The sequence below is a fragment of the Pseudomonas sp. E6002 genome (genome assembly GCF_013385565.1).
Taxonomy (GTDB): domain Bacteria; phylum Pseudomonadota; class Gammaproteobacteria; order Pseudomonadales; family Pseudomonadaceae; genus Aquipseudomonas.
On record NZ_JACAPT010000015.1, the window covers coordinates 126,320 to 145,178 of the forward strand.

Sequence of the window (18,859 nt, forward strand, 5' to 3'; positions counted from 1 at the left end):
CCAGTCTACAGGCACCTGTTTGATGACCCGACTCCCCCTCATATTCCTGATGGCTGCTGCAGTTACCAGTGCGAACGCCGCCGATAATGTCCCTTTGGAGCGTTCGATCAAGGACTGGATTGTCGGCTGTGATAACACGCGTGCCTGCACGGCTATCGGTGCCGTCCCGGAGCGTGACGATATCGGTATCTCGACGTTCAGCCTGCGGGTAACCCGTGAAGCCGGCCCACATGGAGACTTGCGGGTAGGCGTGTTCAGCTACACCGCCCCCCAGGGTCAGCCAACACTCGATGGCAAGCCGCTGAAAAATCGATTCGAGCCTGGCGAACTCAAAAAAGGTGAGGTATCTGAGGTGTTTGCTCTGACCGGAACGAATGCCGACGCCTTGATTGCAGAGTTGCGCAACGGGCGGGAGTTGATTTTACCCATTGAGGGCGGTACCTCCGTCGCCTCGCTAAACGGGATGAGCGCGGCGCTTTTGCTGATCGACTCGGTCCAGGGGCGCGTTGGTACACAGGACGCACTGATTTCCAAGGGGCAGGCGCCCGCCAGCAGCGTGCCGCAAGCACCGGCCGCACCGCCGGCACCGAGTTGGCAGGCACCCGTTGCGCTAACCCCGGACAGGGCAAAAGAAGTCGCGGATGCCGTGGTGGCGGCCACGCGCAAGGAGTGGCAAGCGGATCTGAATGAAGGCGTTGCGCCAAAGGCTAACGCCTATGCCTTGAGTGCAGATCAAGCGCTGGTGATCATCGAAACCGGCTGTGGGGCATACAACTGTTTCTACAATATCTACCAGGCGCCCCTGGACCACCCTGAGCAGGCGCGCCCAGCACGGGTCGCCGAAGTGCCAAATCTGCCGGAAAGAGAGCCCAACGGCCTGGTCGATTTTGATCCGGCCACGGGTGAGCTGAGCAGCCAGGCAATGGCGATGGGCATGGGCGGTTGTGGCACTGCGCTGCGCTGGCGCTACGACGGTAACGGTTTCACGCTGACGCATGCGGCTGAAATGAACACCTGCATGGGGCTGGAGCAGGTTCATTGGCCTGTGCTGTGGCGTACCGAGGCAAGTCGCTGAAACTGTCGAATACATCAATGTGTGTGGCGAGGCGCGAGCGCCCTCGCCACAAACGGGTGTAGCCCCCTACCCCTTCAGGAAGCCTTCAACGCCCGCAACTCACCCTCTACACGCGCCGCGTTGCAGTAGGTGTCCAGCATTTCCAGCACTTGTTCGCCGGTGAGGACGTTACCGTTCAGTTGCAGGCCGAACAGCGTCAGGCATATCTGAGGCTCCCGGGAGCGCTTGATCTTGACGTGGGGCATCAGGGGGCCCGCAGCGTTTTTGCAGGCGGGCAATGGCGCACCCTCGCGCAATGTCAGCGTGATCCATAGCTTGATGCGGCCCTCTTTGATGTGGATATCGCCGATATCCAGCAGATCGATTTCTGCATCAAGGTTGCGAAACCACAAGTGGCTATGGGTCAGGCGCATCAGGATTTCTTCGCCGGCCCGACGGTGCAGCCACACCCCGCTGAGCAAGACCAGCGCCACGATTGCAAAAATGCCTCCCATGAACGCGTTTTTGCCATCCCATGCACTCCCGCCAGCCATCACGAAAGCGAACACTGAAAAGAGCAACAGGGTGCGGCGCACCTTGCGTGGGTAGGCCAGTTCGGTGACTGCGGGAACCTCGGCCAACCACTCCTCGCGTTCCTGGATGGCCGCCTGCAACTGATCGCCAGTGTGCTGATTAAAATCCTCAGTGAGGGATTGGGCCAGGCTGGCCAGTGGATCATCAGGGTGGTTCATACCGGTACTCCATTCTTGTTGGCATCTTCAGCCGACTGCGGATCATGAGTGAGTTGACTGAACCACTGCCGGTCGTGCGCGGTGGGCGTCCGTGTTGCCTGGGCCAGCAACTGGTCGTCGAGAACCACACCCAGTTGCTGCAGGCGCACGGCAGTGGGGGGATGGGTATCGAACGGATGAGCGATCGCGTGATCCATCACCGCCTCGTTCAAGATCACCGGAGCCTGGCGAAGGTGGTCCGCTAACGCCTGGATCAAGTTGCTGTGGGTACGCTGCCCAAGCAGTTTGTTGACTTCGGCATCAAGGGCGATGACGCGCAGCAGCGCCTGGCAAAACAGCCGCTCGCCGGCAATTTGCGCCCCGACCTTATCCGCCACCAGTTCCTGCGCACGGCTCCAGTGGTGCACGGCAATCTGGAAGTGATGCAGAAAGCGCCACGTCATCCAGATCGCCGGGCGTTCGATCCAGGACGGCATGTCATCCACCGCGCTGATGTTCAGGAAATGCATGTACATCAGGCTGAACCGTGCCCCGGCTTCACTCCCGCGCTCGGTGTCGCGGCTGCTGAAGTGGCCAAGCTCATGGCCGATAATCGAGGCGGCTTCTTCCTGGCTCAGGGTCGACAGGAAAGTCAGCGGCAGGTACATCGTACGGCCCGTCAACAGTTGCCCCGAGGGTTGCAGGGCCACCTGGACACTGGTGACGAAAAACGATTGGTCGACCCCAATCACGATGTGGTCCGGCACGGGCGCGCGGGTGACGGCTGCCAGTTTTTCTATCCACTCCCATAAGGCCGGGGCGCTGGCCCGGCTGATTGAACGCCCCAGAAACCCGGATTGCGGCGTTTCCATATCCTGCCATTGCCGACGCAGGCGCCCAATCAACAGCACGCCCAGGTACAGCATCACCAGCAAGGGCACCACCACCAGCAGTATCACCATGCCGCTGTTCTGGCGGTTGCTCCAGCCCCAGCTGACTTCATACAGCAGGGCCATCGCCAGCGCCCCCACTATCAACCCGGTGTAGACCACCAGCCACTGCCCCAGCGCACGCCAGCTCAGGACCAGTCGATCATAAAGAAAGTCCCGCGAACGCAACGCGCGCCAGGCATCCAGGCGCAGTTTTACCCAGGTCGCGCAGCCCGCCAGCACGGCTGCGACCGCCAGCCAGTAACCGAGAAACGCCAAGACCTGGCGCATGTGCACCGAGCCCTGGTCGGCATCGGCCCGAGCGACCTCACGCTGCAGGTAGCCGCGCAGGCTGTCGTCCGGGAGTACCGGCGTTTTGCGCCATTGTTGCGGCAGTTGCTGCCTCAATTCATCGCTCGGGCTGGCGAGCCATTGGCGCATCACCTGCGCTTCTTCCAGGGTACTGTCGGCACGCCAGCTCTGAAGGCTGCTCCAGCCCATCAGTACCAGCGGCAGCAGCAACATCGCCAGGCCCCACGACCATCGTCTCAACAGGCTCATGGCTCAGTTCGCCTGGAGATAGTCAGTGAGAAATGCTTGCGCATTGCCCTGACTCGCCAGCGCCTCGTTATAGGCGACGGCCAGCGCTTTTGCTTCGCCTGGCAAGTACAGCTCTCCCCAGCCGTTTTGCAGAATCAGTACGACGAACTTCTGACCGTCTACCGTGGTGTAATAGCGCGTGTCCTTGCTGGTCTTCTCGACAGACATCTTTTGGATTTTCAGGTTCCAGTCGTGGTCAGCCCCTTCCACTTGCACCAGTGCCTGATTTTCGTCACGGGCCCCGATACGCAGTGTCCAGACTTTCACCCCGGCCTCACCCGAATACGCAGCGACCTTATCTGCGACTTCCGGGCGATCTTGAGCGAAGGTATTGCCCGTCATGACGGCCAGTACCATGCTTAGCACGGCAGCCCATTTGCGATAAATCAGCATACTCAGGTTCCTTGAATTTCACGGCCGACCATTGAAAGTCACCCTCGGCGATCTGCCAACCGTGCAGGCCGTTGCGCACAACAATGAGACTGCGGTTCACAACGACGAGTGACGGGGTACAATGGCGCGAACACATAAGGACATGACTCAAACCCTTCTCGATGAAACGCCAGAATCCTTATCTCGACACACACTTCTGCTTCGATCACCCGGGTCCCCTGGACCAGGCCGGCGTATTCGACGACAGCGCTCGTCAGGTTATTGGTTCTGCCATCGGCCACTACCGCGCACGGACCGTTCGGCCAGACCTGCAGTATTTCGACTGTGACTTGCAGTTCCCCGAGCCGCTGAAGATCCACAAGGTATTGCCCGACAGTGTGTGCATCGTGCAGGTGCTCGGCGGCCAGTGGCAGCATCGGGTCGACGGTGTGCTCAATGAATACACCACGGGCGCAGTCCATGTGCTGGGCCTGAGTGAGAGCATGGAAACCGTCGATCAACTGCCCGCCGGCAGTCATGCGCGCATGGCCGGGCTACGCATCGCAGGCGATTATTTGCGCGAGCTGGCCGAAGAAGACTCGGCGCTCCAGCCGTTACTCAGCCTGCTCAATGACGGCGTTCAATTTTCGGGACTGCACGGGTGCCCGGCACTGGGGCGTTTGCTGGAGCGGATATATCACTCTCCCTACCAAGGCGCCTTGGAGCGCCTTAATCAGGAAAGCCTGAGCCTGGCAGCGCTGGTGGAGCTGGCAGCCCATCTTGCCCCTCAACCTGCCAGGCCAATACCTGCGGTACGCGGTCATTCAGACCTGGCCCATGAAGCGCGGTTTCAACTGGATGCCAACCTGATCGACCCTCCCGGCACTCAAGCGCTGGCCCGTAGCCTGGGTGTGGGGGAAACCACGCTGCGCCGGGCGTTCAGTCAAATCTACGGCCAGTCGATGCTGGATTATGTGCGCCAGCAACGCATGGAGCTTGCGCGCAATCTGCTTCGTCAGCGCAAGTGGCAGGTGGCGCAGATCGCCTACCGCCTGGGCTATGCCAATCCCGCTAACTTCAACCATGCCTACAAGGCCTACTTTGGTCACCCGCCAGGTGCCGAACGCTAGAGAGCAAAGCCATGAATAGACCCCTTCCGGCCATTAGCTATCCCAATTCCCGCCCCAAAAACGGCGCAGTCCGGCTCCCCTTACTCTTCGCCACCTTCTGCGGCGTCCCGCTCACCACCACCTTCCCGCCTCTGTCCCCAGCCCCCGGCCCGATATCAATCACCCAATCACTCTGCGCCACCACACGCATTTCATGCTCCACCACAATCACCGTGTGCCCCGCCTCCACCAGATGATTCAACTGGCTCAACAATCGGTCCACATCCCGCGGATGCAGCCCGGTCGTCGGTTCATCCAGCACATACAAGGTCGCGCCCCGGGCATTGCGTTGCAGCTCGGTCGCCAGCTTGATCCGCTGCGCCTCCCCGCCTGACAACTCGGTCGCCGGCTGGCCAAGGCGCAAATAACCCAAGCCAATATCCCGCAGCACTTGCAGCGAGCGCAGCACACCCGGCTCTTCGGCAAATACCTCTACCGCCTGTTCAACCGTCAGCCCCAGCACCTGGGCGATGGTCAGCCCTTCCCACTTGATCGCTAACGTTTCCGGGTTGTACCGCGCCCCGTGGCACGTCGGGCATGGCGCATACACGCTGGGCATGAACAGCAATTCAACGCTGACAAACCCCTCGCCTTCGCAGTTCGGGCAGCGGCCTTTGGCGACGTTGAAAGAAAATTGCCCGGCGTCGAAATGGCGCTTTTTCGCCGCCGGTGTGGCGGCGAACAGTTTGCGTACATTGTCGAACAGGCCGGTGTAGGTCGCGAGGTTGGAGCGCGGTGTGCGGCCAATGGGTTTCTGGTCCACCTGCACCAGGCGGCGGATGTGTTCCAGCCCGCCGCTGATACGGCCGCCGCTGGTTTGCGGGGCGTCGTCTTCGAGGCTGGGTTCGTCTTCGGTTTCCACCACGCGGCCCAGGCCTGCGCCTACCAGTTCCAACAGCGCCTGGCTGACGAGGCTGGATTTGCCCGAGCCGGAAATACCGGTGACGGCGGTGAAGCAGCCCAGGGGAAAGTCCACGCTGAGGTCGTTGAGGTTGTTGCGCGTGACGCCTTCCAGGCTCAGCCAGCCGGTGGGTTGGCGCGGTGGTTGGCTGACCGGGCGTTTTTCGGCGAACAGGTATTCGCGGGTTTGCGAGGCTTCGACCTGCGCCAGGCCGGCGGGTGGGCCGCTGTACAGGACCTGGCCGCCGTGCTCGCCGGCAGCCGGGCCGACGTCGATCAGCCAGTCGGCCCGGCGCATGGTTTCCAGGTCGTGTTCCACCACGAACAGTGAGTTGCCGGCGGCCTTCAGGCGGTCGAGGGCGGCGAACAGGGCTTCGCCATCGGCAGGGTGCAGGCCGGCGGAAGGTTCGTCGAGCACGTAGATCACGCCGAACAGTTGCGAGCCCAGTTGGGTGGCCAGGCGCAGGCGTTGCAGTTCGCCGGAGGACAGGGTTGGTGTGCTGCGTTCCAGGGCCAGGTAGCCGAGGCCGAGGTCGGTCAGGGTGCTGACGCGTTCGAGCAGGTCCTGGGCGATGCGTTGGGCAGCCAGGCGTTTTTCCACGGAGAGCTTTTTATCGCCCTGCCCTTCGGCCACCGGTCGCAGCAGTTCGGCGAGTTGCAGCAGGGACATTTGCGACAGTTCGCCAATGTCCACGCCGGCAAACTTCACCGACAGCGCGGCCTTGTTCAGGCGTTTGCCTTCACACAGCGGGCACGGGCTGCCTTGCATGAACTGCGACACGCGCTTTTTCATCAGGGCGCTTTGGGAGTGGGTGAAGGTGTGCAGGATGTAGCGGCGGGCGCCGGTGAAGGTGCCCTGGTAGCTGGGCTCGAGTTTGCGTTTGAGGGCGTCGCGGGTCTGGGCCGGTGTGAAGCCGGCGTACACCGGTACGGTGGGGGTTTCTTCGGTGAAGAGGATCCAGTCGCGCTGCTTTTTCGGCAGGTCGCGCCACGGGATGTCGACGTCGTAACCCAGGGTGACGAGGATGTCGCGCTGGTTCTGGCCTTGCCACGCCAACGGCCAGGACGCCACGGCGCGCTGGCGGATGGTTAGGGAAGGATCGGGCACCATCAGGGCTTCGGTCACTTCGTACACGCGGCCCAGGCCGTGGCATTGCGGGCAGGCGCCCTGGGGCAGGTTGGGGGAAAAGTCTTCGGCGTACAGCATCGGTTGCCCCGCCGGGTAACTGCCGGCGCGGGAGTAGAGCATGCGGATCAGGCTGGACAAGGTGGTGACGCTGCCCACTGATGAACGTGTGCTGGGTGTACCGCGCTGTTGTTGCAGGGCCACGGCGGGCGGCAGGCCTTCGATGGAGTCGACGTCCGGTACGCCGACCTGGTCGATCAGGCGGCGGGCGTAGGGCGCCACGGATTCGAAGTAGCGGCGCTGGGCTTCGGCGTAGACGGTGGAGAATGCCAGCGAGGACTTGCCGGAGCCTGACACGCCGGTGAACACCACCAGGGCATCGCGGGGGATGTCCACGTCGACGTTGCGCAGGTTGTGTTCCCGGGCACCCCGCACCCGCACGAAGCCAGGGCGTTGGGAGGTGAGTGAGGTGTCTGGTGGCAGGTTGCGCTGGGAAGTCATGGGTAACCTTATTGGTGTGTTCAAGGCAGTGAAGATCAACTGTGGGAGCCGGGCTTGCCCGCGATGACGGTGTGCCAGTTACCGGATGGGGTGCCTGACACTCCGCCATCGCGGGCAAGCCCGGCTCCCACAGTGGTTTGGTGTTGCTGGCTGGATCTTCATTCGTCACATCATTCGGGAGGTCAGTACCGAGCGCACCCGTTGCGCCAAGTCATCCGGGCCATAGGGTTTGCTCAGCAGGTGAATGTCGTTGCCCAGCAGGTGGTTGCTGGAAAGAATGTCGCGGGTATGCCCGGAGGTAAACAGCACCGCTATCGCCGGCACTTGCCTGCGCGCCCACTCGGCCAGGTCGGTGCTTTTGACCCGGCCCGGCATCACCACGTCGGTGAAGATCAGGTCCGGTTGCAGGCCGGCCTGGAGCATCAGCATGGCCCGGTCGCCGTCTTCGGCGGTGAGCACGGTGTAGCCGGATTGTTCGAGCAATTCCACCGCGGCCGCGCGTACGCCTTCGTTGTCCTCAACCACCAGGATCGTCTCATGGCCGCCGGTGGGTTGTGTGAGCTCGACGGGCGCATCGTGGTTTTCCGGCTCTCCCAAATTGCGCGGGAAATACATTTGCACCACGGTGCCGCTGCCCTCCACGCTCTCGACCTCAACATGCCCGCCACTTTGGCGCACGAACCCGAACACCATGCTCAGGCCCAGGCCGGTACCGTGGCCATTCGGCTTGGTGGTGAAAAACGGTTCGAAGGCACGGGCCAGGATCGTCGCTGACATGCCGGCGCCGCTGTCGGCGACGGCCAGGCGCACGTATTCACCGGGGTTGATGCTTTTACCGGCGCAATCCGGAGGGTTGAGGATAATGTTTTCGCCGGTGATCCGAATCACCCCCTCGCCTTTCATGGCATCCCGGGCATTGATCGCCAGGTTGAGCAGCGCGTTTTCCAGTTGGTTGCGGTCGACGTTAATGCACCACGGATCCTGGGGCAGCTGCACATCAATGTGGATGGTTTCTCCCAGCGCCCGCTGCAGCAACTCGCCCAGGCCTTCATAGATGCGCAGCGGGTTGTACACCGCCGGTGACAATGGCTGGCGACGGGCGAAGGCCAGCAGTTGCGAGGTCAGTTTGGCCCCACGTTCCACTGCCGCGATGGCGGCGCTGACACGGCGCTGCACCTGGGGGTTGTCCGGTTCATGCCGGGCCAGCAGGTGCAGGTTGCCGGAGACCACTTGCAGCAGGTTATTGAAGTCGTGGGCCACGCCGCCGGTCAGGCCGCCAATGGCTTCCAGCTTCTGTGATTGGCGCAACTGTTCCTCGGCGGCGGAACGGGCTTGCACCTCCGCGGCCACGCGCTGCTCCAGGTTGTGGGTGAGTTCCTGGCGCAGGCGCTCGGAGATCATATGTTCGGTGGTCTCCACTACAATCGCCAGGACCCCGGCCGGTCGTTGGTCGTCACCGGCCACGGGGCTGTAATACAGGTCCATCCAGACTTCTTCCGGGCGGCCGTCGCGCAACAGTTCCAGGGGCAGGTTGCGGTAGGACAAGGTGCCGCCAGCCAGGCAGGTGTCGACCACATTGCGGTTGAAGTCGGCGACTTCCGGCCAGCCCAGTTCCACCGGCGCACCCAGCAGATAAGGGTGGCGACCGCCGGCAAATACCGAATAGCTGTCGTTGTAGATCATGTAACCGGCGTGCCCCCACAGCATCACCATGGGCATGGGCGATGCCAGCATCATCTGCACGGCGCTGGTCAGGCTGGAGGGCCAGGCACTCATCGGGCCGAGGTCGGTGGTGGACCAATCGAAAGCACGAATCCTCTGGGCCATTTCCCCAGCCCAACCCTCACAGCCGTGGGTATTGGATAAAAACTGCATCGGTCGGCTCTGCAAAAGATAAAAGGTGGGCGGCGATGAAAACTTTGAGCCCGGCAGTGGCGGTTGGTTTCATCGCATATTGCTTATGCCGGCAGGAAGGAGCAAGGGCCGACTCAGCGAAAGTCCCGGCTGCGCACACTGATGCCCGACAGCAACGGGGTCAGGTCGGTCAAGCGCCCGGCGATCAAGTGCCGAACCTCGCCCACCGCCTCCCAGCGGCCATCCACCTTGAGCAACCGCGAGCCCACCAGCGCCTGGCGTTGGCGCTCGGCCAAATCGCGCCAGACCACCACATTGATATTGCCGAACTCATCTTCCAGGGTGACGAAGGTAACGCCGCTGGCCGTGCCCGGGCGTTGTCGACCGGTGACCAGGCCGGCGACGCTGACGTTGCGGCCATGTTCAACCCGCAGCAATTCCCTGGAACTGCGGCAACGCCGCGCGCGCAGTTCATCGCGCAACAGCGCCAACGGGTGTGGGCCCAGGGTGGTGCCGACGCTGGCGTAGTCGGCATACAAATCTTCGCCGACTGTCGGTTGCGGCAGCTCCACCACCGCCTCTTCCGGGCTGGCGATACCGGCAAACAGGCCCAGTTGTTTCTGCACCCCGGCCACCTCCCAACGCGCCCGGTGCCGATGCCCGGCCAGGCCGCGCAAGGCACCGGCATCCGCCAGCAGTTCCTGGGCGCGAGTGTCCAATTGGGCACGCTCGCCCAAGTCGGCAATATCAAAAAACGCCCGGGCCTGGCGCGCCGCTTCGATACGCCGGCCGGCCTCTTCGCGAAACCCGGAGATCATGCGCAAGCCCATGCGAATCGCCGGTTGCTGGCCTTCGATCGGCTCAAGGCTGCAATCCCAGTCACTGGCCTGCACATCCACCGGGCGGATCTGCAAATGATGGCGACGGGCGTCCTGCAGGATCTGGTCGGGGCTGTAGAAACCCATGGGCCAGCTGTTGATCAGGGCGCAGGCAAACGCTGCCGGTTCATGGCATTTAAGCCAGCAACTGGCATAGGTCAGCAAGGCGAAACTGGCGGCGTGGGACTCGGGAAAACCGTAGCTGCCAAAGCCCTTGATCTGCTCGAAGATCTGCGCGGCGAAGGCTTCGCTGTAGCCGTTTTTCAGCATGCCGGTGCGCAGGCGTTGCTGATGGGGTTCTAGGCCGCCGTGGCGTTTCCAGGCGGCCATGGAGCGGCGCAGTTGGTCGGCTTCGCCGGGTGTGTAATCGGCGGCGACCATGGCGATCTGCATGACCTGTTCCTGGAACAGCGGGATGCCCAGGGTGCGCTCCAGTACGGACTTGAGTTCCGGCGATGGGTAGGTGGTTTCTTCCTCCTTGTTCCGCCGCCGCAGGTACGGATGCACCATGCCACCCTGGATGGGCCCCGGCCGCACGATGGCGACCTCAATGACCAGGTCGTAGAATTTTTCCGGTCGCAGGCGGGGCAACATCGACATCTGCGCCCGCGACTCAATCTGGAACACGCCGATAGTGTCGGCCTTGCTGATCATCGCGTAGGTTGCCGCATCTTCCTTGGGCACCGAAGCCAGGCTCAGGTCCCGGTTGCGATGGCGGCGCAGCAGGTCGAAGCAGCGGCGAATCGCACTGAGCATGCCCAGCGCGAGGATGTCCACCTTGAGCAGGCCCACGGCGTCGAGGTCGTCCTTGTCCCACTGGATGATGGTGCGCTCGGCCATGGCGGCATTTTCCACCGGCACCAGGGTGTCCAGCGGGTGTTCGGAAATCACGAAGCCGCCGGGGTGCTGGGACAGGTGCCGGGGGAAGCCGATCAGTTGCTGAGTGAGTGTGAGCACCCGGCGCAGCACCGGGCTGTCGGGGTCGAAACCACCTTCGCGCAGGCGTTCCAGGGGCGGTGCTTCGTCGCTCCAGCGCCCACAACAGTCGGCCAGGGCGTTGACCTGATCCGGCGGCAACCCGAGGGCCTTGGCCACGTCGCGCACCGCGCCGGCGCCGTGGTAGCTGCTGACCACCGCCGTCAACGCGGCGCGGGTGCGCCCGTAGCGCTGGAAGACGTATTGCAGCACTTCCTCACGGCGTTCGTGCTCGAAGTCCACGTCGATGTCCGGCGGCTCGTTGCGTTCGCGAGACAGGAAGCGCTCGAACAACATGTTCATCAGGCTCGGGTTGATCTCGGTGATGCCCAGGGCAAAACACACCGCCGAGTTGGCCGCCGAGCCACGGCCCTGGCACAGGATCGAACGGCTGCGGGCGAAGCGCACAATGTCGTGTACGGTGAGGAAGTAGCTTTCGTAGCCGAGGTCGCTGATCAGTTCCAGTTCGTTATTGATCTGCTGGAGGGTCTTGGCGTCGACCCCTTTCGGCCAACGCTGGGCGATGCCTTGCTCGGTCAAGCTGCGTAACCAGGATTTTGCATCCTGGCCTTCAGGTACCAACTCCCTGGGGTATTGATAGCGCAATTGGCCGAGGTCAAAGGTGCAACGCCGGGCAATGTTCAGGGACTCTTCCAGCAAGTGCGCCGGGTACAGCGCGGCCAATGCATCGAGGCTGCGCAAGTGCCGTTCACCATTGGGATGCAGGCGCGCGCCGGCTTCGGCCACCGGGACGTGGTGACGGATTGCGGTCATGGTGTCTTGCAACGCACGGCGACCGCGCACATGCATATGCACATCGCCGCAGGCCACCGCCGGCAGGTGCAGGCTGGCGGCCAGGTTCAGGCGTTGCTCAAGGTGACGGGCATCGTTCTGGCCGCAATGCAGTTCCACCGCCAGCCACAGGCGATCGGTGAAGGTGCTGCACAGCCATTGGATATGGGCCTGGGTGTCGGTGTCTTCGACCATCCATAACGCGAGCAAGCCGTGTACCGCGGTGAAGTCTTCCTGCAGCAAGCGGTAGTGGCCTTTTCCCGCACGGCGACGGGCAATGGTGATCAGCCGGCACAGGTGTTGATAGCCTTCCAGGTTCTCCACCAGCAGCACCAGCTTGGGGCCGTTTTCCAGGCGCATCTCGCTGCCGATAATCAGCGGCAACCCGACTTCCTTGGCCGCCTGCCAGGCACGGACGATGCCCGACAAGGTGCATTCATCGGTGATGGCCAGCGCCTCGTAACCCTGCTGCCTGGCCCGTTCAAACAGCTCGCGGGCACTGGAGGCGCCCCGCTGGAAACTGAAGTTGGACAGGCAGTGCAGCTCCGCGTACTTCATGCAAACCAGCCTTGCAGCCACAGCGTGCCGCTTTCGCCCACGGTGCGGTAAGCCCAGCCCTGCTGGCCGGCGCGGGTGCGCACCAGGTAGTAATCGCGGCGCACATCGGCACCATCCCACCAGCCGGACTCGATGCGTTCCGGGCCCATCAGGATGTGTAGACCTTGCTCGACCAGAGGCGTCGGTTCATGCAGCAACCAGCCCGGGCGTTGCACGTTATTTGAGGGGGTGCACGGGCGAGTGTCAGCACCGGCTTGCCAGGCGCATTCGGGGCGGTGGTCGGCGTGAAAGCGCAGGCCTTGCACCGCTTCGTCCCCCAGCCGCGCCCGCAGGCGTTCGCGCAGTTGTTCCCACGGCAGGGTTTGTTGCGGGCGCTCGTCGAACAGGTCCTGGCGCTGGGGCACAAACACCGGCAGGTCCTCGGCCACCAGGCGAAAGCCGCGCACCGGCGAGGTGACTTGCACTTGCTCCAGGCGGCCACGGGCCAGTTCGAACAGCATCGCCGCGTCACGCTCGGCGCTGAGCAGGCCGACCTTGATCACGCTGTCGGGCTCGGCCGCGTGTTCCAGGTGCAGGTCAAAACGCTGCACGCCACTGTCCCGACCACACAGGAACGCCGACAGATCGCCAGTCAAACGGCGCAAGGGAAACAGCAAGGCCTGGTGGGACAACACATCAAAATTCAGCTCGATGCGCACATCAAACCGGTCCGGCGGCTGGTAGAACGCCAGCGCCAGGGGCCGTTGGCCGCACAGTGCATCGAGGTGCTTGAGCAGCGCAGCGTCGAAGCGCCGGGCCAGGGTATGCCGAGGCAACGCCTGCACCTGGGCCAGGGTGCGCAAGCCCATGCGCGACAATGCGCTGGCGGCTTGCGGGTCGAGGCCGGCGCGGTCGATGGGGATCGGTGCCAGGGCGTGTTGCAGGTATTGCTCATCGGCCACGGCCAGGCCGTCGTAGGCATTCGCCAATATCCGCGCCGCCGCCGGGTTCGGCGCGGCGACGATGCGATGACGAAACCCCAGTTCGGTCAGCTCCTTGCGCAAGCGTGCTTCGAGCAACGGCCAGGGCCCGAACAGGCCCAGGCTCGACTCGATCTCGAACAGCAACGCCCGTGGGTAGAACACGCTGACCTGGGAGCTGAAACGGTAGGCCCAGGCGGCGAGAAACTGCTGCCAGTATTCGATCTGCGCCGGGTCGTATTCGGCGCAGGCGAACGCCTTGGTCAAGGCATGGGCCGCCGTCAGGGATTGGCCGGGGCGCAGGCCGAGTTTGCGCGCGGCGTCATTGACGGTTTGCAGCACCCGCCGCTGCGGCGTGCCGGCCAGCAGGGCCAACGGCTGGTCCGGTTCGGGGCGCGAACGCAGCACCCCGTCCAGCGCCAATTGCGGGAACACAATACACACCCAGCGCATGCCAACCTCAGTGCCCAAGCGCAATGGGCGCGGGATGGGCCAGGCCACCCCGGCACTTGAGCACCCGCACCTGCGCCGGGCTCGCCTCAACCGCCAGGCGCAACGCGGCCGGTGACGGGTTGATGGCCTCGTTCAAGGAGCGCCAGGCAAAGGCCAGGGTCTGGCCGGTTTCCGCCGCCACCTGCAAGCGGCGCAAGGCGCGGTCATCGGCCTTGCGCGGCCAGCACAGCACCGCGCCACAACTGCCGGAACGCAGGCATTGCTCCACTGCCCACAAGGCATCGCGTTCATCGGCCTGGATCACTGACAGCTGGCGCACATCCACCCCGGCGTTTTGCCAGGCGTGGGGGTACGGCGTGTAGGGCGGCGCCACCAGCACGATGCGCTCACCGGCCGCCGCCAACCGTGCCAGGGTCGGCCACACCAGCTGCAACTCGCCCACGCCTTCCTTGGCCATGAGGATTTCGCTCAACGCCGCTTCCGGCCAGCCACCGCTGGGCAGCACCGCATCCAGGGCCGCAAGCCCGGTGGGATGGACGCTGGCCGGCGGCGCGGCGGGCCGGCCTTTCCAGACCCGGCCGCCATTGAACAGCGAGTCCAGTGCAACGACGGCGCCCATCAGCCTTGCCTCACCAGGCCGCAGAACACCCCTTCGATGGCCAGGTCCTGATCGGGCCGCACCACGATGGGTTGATAGGCGGGGTTGCGCGGCAGCAGGCGCACACGCTCGCCCACGTGTTCGAAACGTTTGATGGTGACTTCACCGTCCAGGCGTGCCACCACGATCTGCCCGTTCAAGGCCTCGGCACTGCGGCGTACGCCTACCAGGTCGCCATCGAGGATGCCGTCTTCGATCATCGAATCGCCCTGCACCCGCAGCAGGTAATCCGGGGTTTTCGCGAACATGCCCGGGTCGAGCAATAGACGGTTGTGCACTTCGGCATCGGCGCCAATGGGCAAACCGGCGGCCACCCGGCCGAGCACCGGAATATCCAGCAGCTCCGGCCGCGCCGGTTGATTGAGCAGGCGGATGCCGCGAGCCTGGTTCGGGTTGACCTCGATAAAGCCGCCCTCGGTCAGCGCCAGCACATGCTTGCGCGCCACGCTGCGGGAGGCAAAGCCGAACGCCTCGGCGATCTCGGCGAGGCTGGGAGACTGGCCTTGCTGCGCGATACGGTCGCGGATAAAGGTCAGGATGGCGGTACGGCGGGGCGTTAGATTCTTCATGGAGTACATTTGTACTCCTGTGGGAATTTTCTGGCAATATCCGTCAGTCGCTTCCCATGCAGCCACCGGAAAAGTACCCGCCAAGTTGACGAACGGTCTTTCGAATGTTCAGATGCCGGCCTGTTTCAGGTGCCTCATGCCGCCGTGCATGGGGTGAAACGGGAAACCGGTGCCGCTCTTTTCGAGCCAGTCCGGTGCTGCCCCCGCAACGGTAGACGCGTGATTCCTTCGACACACCACTGTGGCCTGCGCGCCATGGGAAGGTGAAGGTGTCCATACGCGTGAGCCCGGAGACCGGCCTGGAATTCTGTTTGGCAAAATCCTGCGGTGGGCGGGCATGGGCCGGTATTGGCGTGTGCTCGGTGCCTACTCGTGCGTGCTTTTCGCGAAAGATACTTTTCCGAGAAGACTATGATTCGACCTTACACTACTTCCGTGCCCAGCCTGTTGCTCGGTTGCCTGTTCAGCCCCCTGCTGCTGGCCGACGACCCTCCCCTTGAGCTCAAGCAGCAGATCATTTCCGCACCGTCGGTGGAATCCACTACCGTGGCCGACATGGCCCAGTACGGCAGCAAGGTCGAGATCGTCACCCGCGAACAGATCGAACGCGCCGGCCCCGCCGCCGATGTGTCGCGCGTGATGCAGATGTTCATCCCCGGCCTGTACGTGGCACCCAAGAATGGCCCGTTCGACTACGGCACTTATTCCCTGCTGGGTGGGCGCAACGACGACACGTTGATCCTGCTGGACGGCGTGCGCCTGAACAACCGCCTGTACGGCGGCCTGTACCTGGACACCCTGCCCGCCAACGCCATCGAGCGCATCGAAGTGCTCAAGGGTGGCCAGAGCCTGCTGTTCGGTACCCAGGCGGTGTCGGGGGTGATCAACATCGTTACCCGCAGCCCGCAAACCCGCGAGGCGTCCGGCGAGGTGAACCTGGGCGCAGACACCTTCGGCGGCACCACCGGCGATGCCCGGGTCGAGAAGATCTTCAACAACGGTTTCGGCGATCTTGGCTTGCTGGCCTACGTCAGCCGCAACGTCTCCGAGGGCTACCAGCCGTTTCGCAACCGCGACATGAAAAACGTCAGCGACAAGAAACGCTCCTACGAAGTCACCACCTTCGGCACCAAGGCGATCCAGTCGTTTGGCGATGACACGCGCCTTGAGCTGTTTTACCAGTACGCCGACGCCAACCTCGATTTCGCCCGCCCGGTGGACAACCACAAGACCACCAACGACCGCGTACAACAAATCGCTACGGCGACCTTCGAGCAAACCCTCAACGAGCGCCTGAGCTACTTCGTCAAAGGCCATATCAACGATTGGGACACGCGCTATACCCGCATCAACAATATCGAAAGCGGCGGCACCCGGGCCATCAACCACAACGACTACTGGGGCTTCACCGACTGGGGCGTGCAGGCCGAAGGCAAGGCCGTGCTGCCAGGCGAGCACGTGCTGGTATTCGGGTCCGATAACCAGTGGTTCAAGGGCCAGGACGATGTATTGATCATCGACGACAACAAGGCCCAGGCCCACGCGCTGTACACCCAACTGCGCCCGAATATCGAAGCCCTGCCGAACTGGCACCCGAGCATCGGCGTACGCCACGAAGCCATGAGCGGCGGCGACAGCGCCACCGTCGGCATGCTCACTTCGCTCTACGACCTCAACGACAACTGGGCCCTGCGCGGCCAATACGGCACTGCCTACAAACTGCCGAATGCCGAGCAACTGTTCGTCAACGAAGACGATGAAAAAGGCAACCGCAACCTCAAGCCGGAGAAGAGCCGCAACGCCGAACTGGGCGTCGACTACAAGGGCAGCCTGCTGGCCCGGGACTTCAGCGCCAGCGTCACGCTGTTCAAACGCAAGATCACCGACCTGATCACCCTGGACGATATCCAGTGGGTCAACGGCCAGGGGCAGATCCAGATGCGTGGTTTCGAGGCCGACGCCAAGCTGCAGCTCAATGAACAATGGAGCGTGCAGGCCGACATGACCCGCAACCTCACCGAGTCCCGTGCGGGTGTCACCATCAACGATATCCCGGGCTTCTTCGCCCGCTCGCGGGTCGGCTATGAATCGGCGGACCGCCTGTGGGGCGTCGGTACCGCCGTGCGTTACATCGGCGATATCGTCAGCTCGAAAAAGGTCGAGTACGGTAACTACACCGTGGTGGATGCCGACGCCTATCGCTATCTCGACAACGCCCACCAACACCGCGTGAGCCTGCTGGTAGAAAACCTGTTCGACCGCGATTACGTCACCAGCCGCGCCAGCAACGTCGACAACCTCGGGCGGCCGTTCACCTCCGAAGTACGCTACACGTATCGCTTCTGATGAGTACGCCCGTGGAAACTCATCCGGACTGGTCCCACGTGCCTGACCACGCCCGTCACGTGTTCCTGTGCACCGGCCCGCGCTGCACCCAGCGTGGCGCGCTGCAACTGTGGAAAACCCTGCGCCGCCACCTGCTGCAACACGACTGCATCGAAAAGCCTGGCGGCGTGCTGCTGACACGCACCCACTGCCAGTTCCCGTGCAACCTGGGGCCAATCGTGACGGTGTACCCGGACACTTGCTGGTACGGCGTGCACAACAAAGACGATGTGCAACGGCTGGTGGAAGTGCATCTGGTGGGCGGCGAAGTCGTCGAGGATCTGCTGATCAAGGAGCGCCCATGAAAGCCTCGTGGCTGCTGCTGGGCGCCCTGCTCTGCGCGCCATCGGTATTGGCCGACAGCTTTCGCAACTGCAACCAGGATTGGACCGCCGCCCACTCACCGCCTTCGCGCATCGTGGCACTCAACCAGCATGCCGCAGACCTGCTGTTGGCGCTGGATGTCGGCCCGGCCTTGGTGGGCGTGGCGTATCTGGATGACAACGGTGTGGCCCACCGACACGGCGAGTATTTCGGCGTGCCGGTGATTGCGCCCAAGTACCCGTCCAGCGAAGTGCTCTATGCGCAGAAACCGGATCTGGTGGTCGGTGGATTCGCCACTGCCTTTGGCACTGGTGTCACCTCCCGCACAGGGTTGGCAGGCAACGGGGTTGGGTCGTACTTGCTGGAGTCGGCGTGCGACGGGCACTCGCTGGATTACTTCGGGCATATTCGCAACGACCTGTTTACCCTCGGCGCCCTGGTGCACAAACAGCAACGGGCGCGGGCGTTGAGCGATGCCATGGACGCCGACCTGGCCAGTGCCCAGGCACTGGCGGGCGAAGGTAAACCGCTGTCGGTGTTCTACCTGGACAGTGAGGTCAACGGGCTGGACAGCGAAGGCCGGCGTGGGTTCGTCACCACGTTGGTGGCGGCTGCTGGTGCGCGCAATTTATTCGCCGGGATCAACCAATACCGCGTCACCGTGAGCAGCGAAACCCTGCTGATGAGTGATCCGGATGTAATTTTGCTGGCGGATGCGCTGTGGTCACCGGCCAGCCGCAAACGTCAGTTGCTGACCACCGACCCGGTGCTGTCGCGTTTGCGGGCGGTGCGGGAGAACCGGATGATCGATATTCCCTTTACCCATTTGGTGCCCACCGCGAATAGCGGCCGAGTCGTGTTGGAGTTGACGAGGCAATTCAAACAACTGGCTGAATAATTCACGAGCGAAGCGCCTGACCAATTTACTCAGTCCATGCCACCGACCAAAGTTGTGAAACGCTGTAGGTTTCCAATGCTGAGCGCTTCGTACTTTTAATCGCCTCCAGCTCCTGGCCTGACAGATCAGGGTGATAGAGCTCGCACTTGGTGGCCGAGATATCACTCATCCCGG

At 63.2% G+C, this 18,859-nt stretch carries 14 protein-coding genes and 1 riboswitch; of the genes, 5 read left to right on the forward strand and 9 right to left on the reverse strand.

The window, feature by feature from the left end; translation table 11 throughout:
- Nucleotides 1–22: 22 nt before the first annotated feature.
- Complete coding sequence (locus HX815_RS14140) at nt 23–1,075, forward strand: DUF1176 domain-containing protein (protein ID WP_087694702.1); 1,053 nt, start codon at nt 23–25, stop codon at nt 1,073–1,075.
- Nucleotides 1,076–1,149: 74 nt separating this feature from the next.
- Here the strand turns inward: HX815_RS14140 and HX815_RS14145 are convergent, their stop codons facing one another.
- Genes HX815_RS14145 through HX815_RS14155 form a run of 3 tightly spaced genes read right to left on the reverse strand, consistent with a single transcriptional unit; the run spans nt 1,150 to nt 3,707 of the window.
- Nucleotides 1,150–1,806, reverse strand: a complete 657-nt coding sequence (locus HX815_RS14145; protein WP_177028436.1) for a hypothetical protein — start codon at nt 1,804–1,806, stop codon at nt 1,150–1,152.
- A complete protein-coding gene (locus HX815_RS14150) occupies nt 1,803–3,275 on the reverse strand; it encodes a M48 family metallopeptidase (protein ID WP_023658733.1) in 1,473 nt (490 codons plus the stop codon). The genes HX815_RS14145 and HX815_RS14150 overlap by 4 nt, the downstream gene beginning before the upstream one ends.
- A gap of 3 nt (nt 3,276–3,278) precedes the next feature.
- Nucleotides 3,279–3,707, reverse strand: coding sequence for a hypothetical protein (locus HX815_RS14155; protein ID WP_003210496.1), 429 nt, complete (start codon nt 3,705–3,707; stop codon nt 3,279–3,281).
- A gap of 161 nt (nt 3,708–3,868) precedes the next feature.
- Here HX815_RS14155 and HX815_RS14160 point away from each other — a divergent pair, with 161 nt between their 5' ends.
- On the forward strand, nt 3,869–4,816 hold the full coding sequence (locus HX815_RS14160; RefSeq protein WP_087694703.1) for an AraC family transcriptional regulator: 948 nt from the start codon (nt 3,869–3,871) through the stop codon (nt 4,814–4,816).
- Between the two features lie 37 nt (nt 4,817–4,853).
- On the opposite strand, the gene uvrA is transcribed toward HX815_RS14160, so the two are convergent.
- The 6 genes from uvrA to lexA all read right to left on the reverse strand — a co-directional run bounded on the left by uvrA (nt 4,854) and on the right by lexA (nt 15,087).
- Nucleotides 4,854–7,382: an excinuclease ABC subunit UvrA gene (gene uvrA / locus HX815_RS14165; protein WP_177028437.1), complete on the reverse strand. Its 2,529-nt coding sequence runs from the start codon at nt 7,380–7,382 to the stop codon at nt 4,854–4,856.
- A gap of 165 nt (nt 7,383–7,547) precedes the next feature.
- Entirely contained in the window at nt 7,548–9,257 is a 1,710-nt protein-coding gene (locus HX815_RS14170; protein ID WP_177028438.1) for an ATP-binding protein, read from the reverse strand.
- Nucleotides 9,258–9,370: 113 nt separating this feature from the next.
- Nucleotides 9,371–12,460 carry an error-prone DNA polymerase gene (locus tag HX815_RS14175; RefSeq protein WP_371135995.1) on the reverse strand — a complete coding sequence of 1,030 codons (3,090 nt, stop codon included), beginning with the start codon at nt 12,458–12,460 and terminating at the stop codon, nt 9,371–9,373.
- Complete coding sequence (locus HX815_RS14180) at nt 12,436–13,851, reverse strand: DNA polymerase Y family protein (RefSeq protein ID WP_177028440.1); 1,416 nt, start codon at nt 13,849–13,851, stop codon at nt 12,436–12,438. The genes HX815_RS14175 and HX815_RS14180 overlap by 25 nt, the downstream gene beginning before the upstream one ends.
- A 7-nt stretch (nt 13,852–13,858) precedes the next feature.
- Nucleotides 13,859–14,470 (reverse strand): translesion DNA synthesis-associated protein ImuA, encoded by a 612-nt coding sequence (gene imuA, locus HX815_RS14185; RefSeq protein WP_008432576.1) that lies wholly within the window; start codon nt 14,468–14,470, stop codon nt 13,859–13,861.
- Complete coding sequence (gene lexA, locus HX815_RS14190) at nt 14,470–15,087, reverse strand: transcriptional repressor LexA (protein WP_003210482.1); 618 nt, start codon at nt 15,085–15,087, stop codon at nt 14,470–14,472. Before lexA ends, imuA begins: the two co-directional genes overlap by 1 nt.
- Nucleotides 15,088–15,188: 101 nt before the next feature.
- Nucleotides 15,189–15,396: riboswitch (cobalamin riboswitch) on the forward strand.
- 93 nt (nt 15,397–15,489) lie between these two features.
- On the opposite strand from lexA, the gene HX815_RS14195 reads away from it, so the two are divergent.
- The 3 genes from HX815_RS14195 to HX815_RS14205 are packed head-to-tail and all read left to right on the forward strand — an operon-like array spanning nt 15,490 to nt 18,685.
- A complete protein-coding gene (locus tag HX815_RS14195; RefSeq protein ID WP_177028441.1) occupies nt 15,490–17,424 on the forward strand; it encodes a TonB-dependent siderophore receptor in 1,935 nt (644 codons plus the stop codon).
- A gap of 11 nt (nt 17,425–17,435) precedes the next feature.
- Nucleotides 17,436–17,768 carry a ferredoxin gene (locus tag HX815_RS14200; RefSeq protein WP_008432571.1) on the forward strand — a complete coding sequence of 111 codons (333 nt, stop codon included), beginning with the start codon at nt 17,436–17,438 and terminating at the stop codon, nt 17,766–17,768.
- Nucleotides 17,765–18,685, forward strand: coding sequence for an ABC transporter substrate-binding protein (locus HX815_RS14205; RefSeq protein ID WP_177028442.1), 921 nt, complete (start codon nt 17,765–17,767; stop codon nt 18,683–18,685). Before HX815_RS14200 ends, HX815_RS14205 begins: the two co-directional genes overlap by 4 nt.
- Nucleotides 18,686–18,859 lie beyond the last annotated feature (174 nt).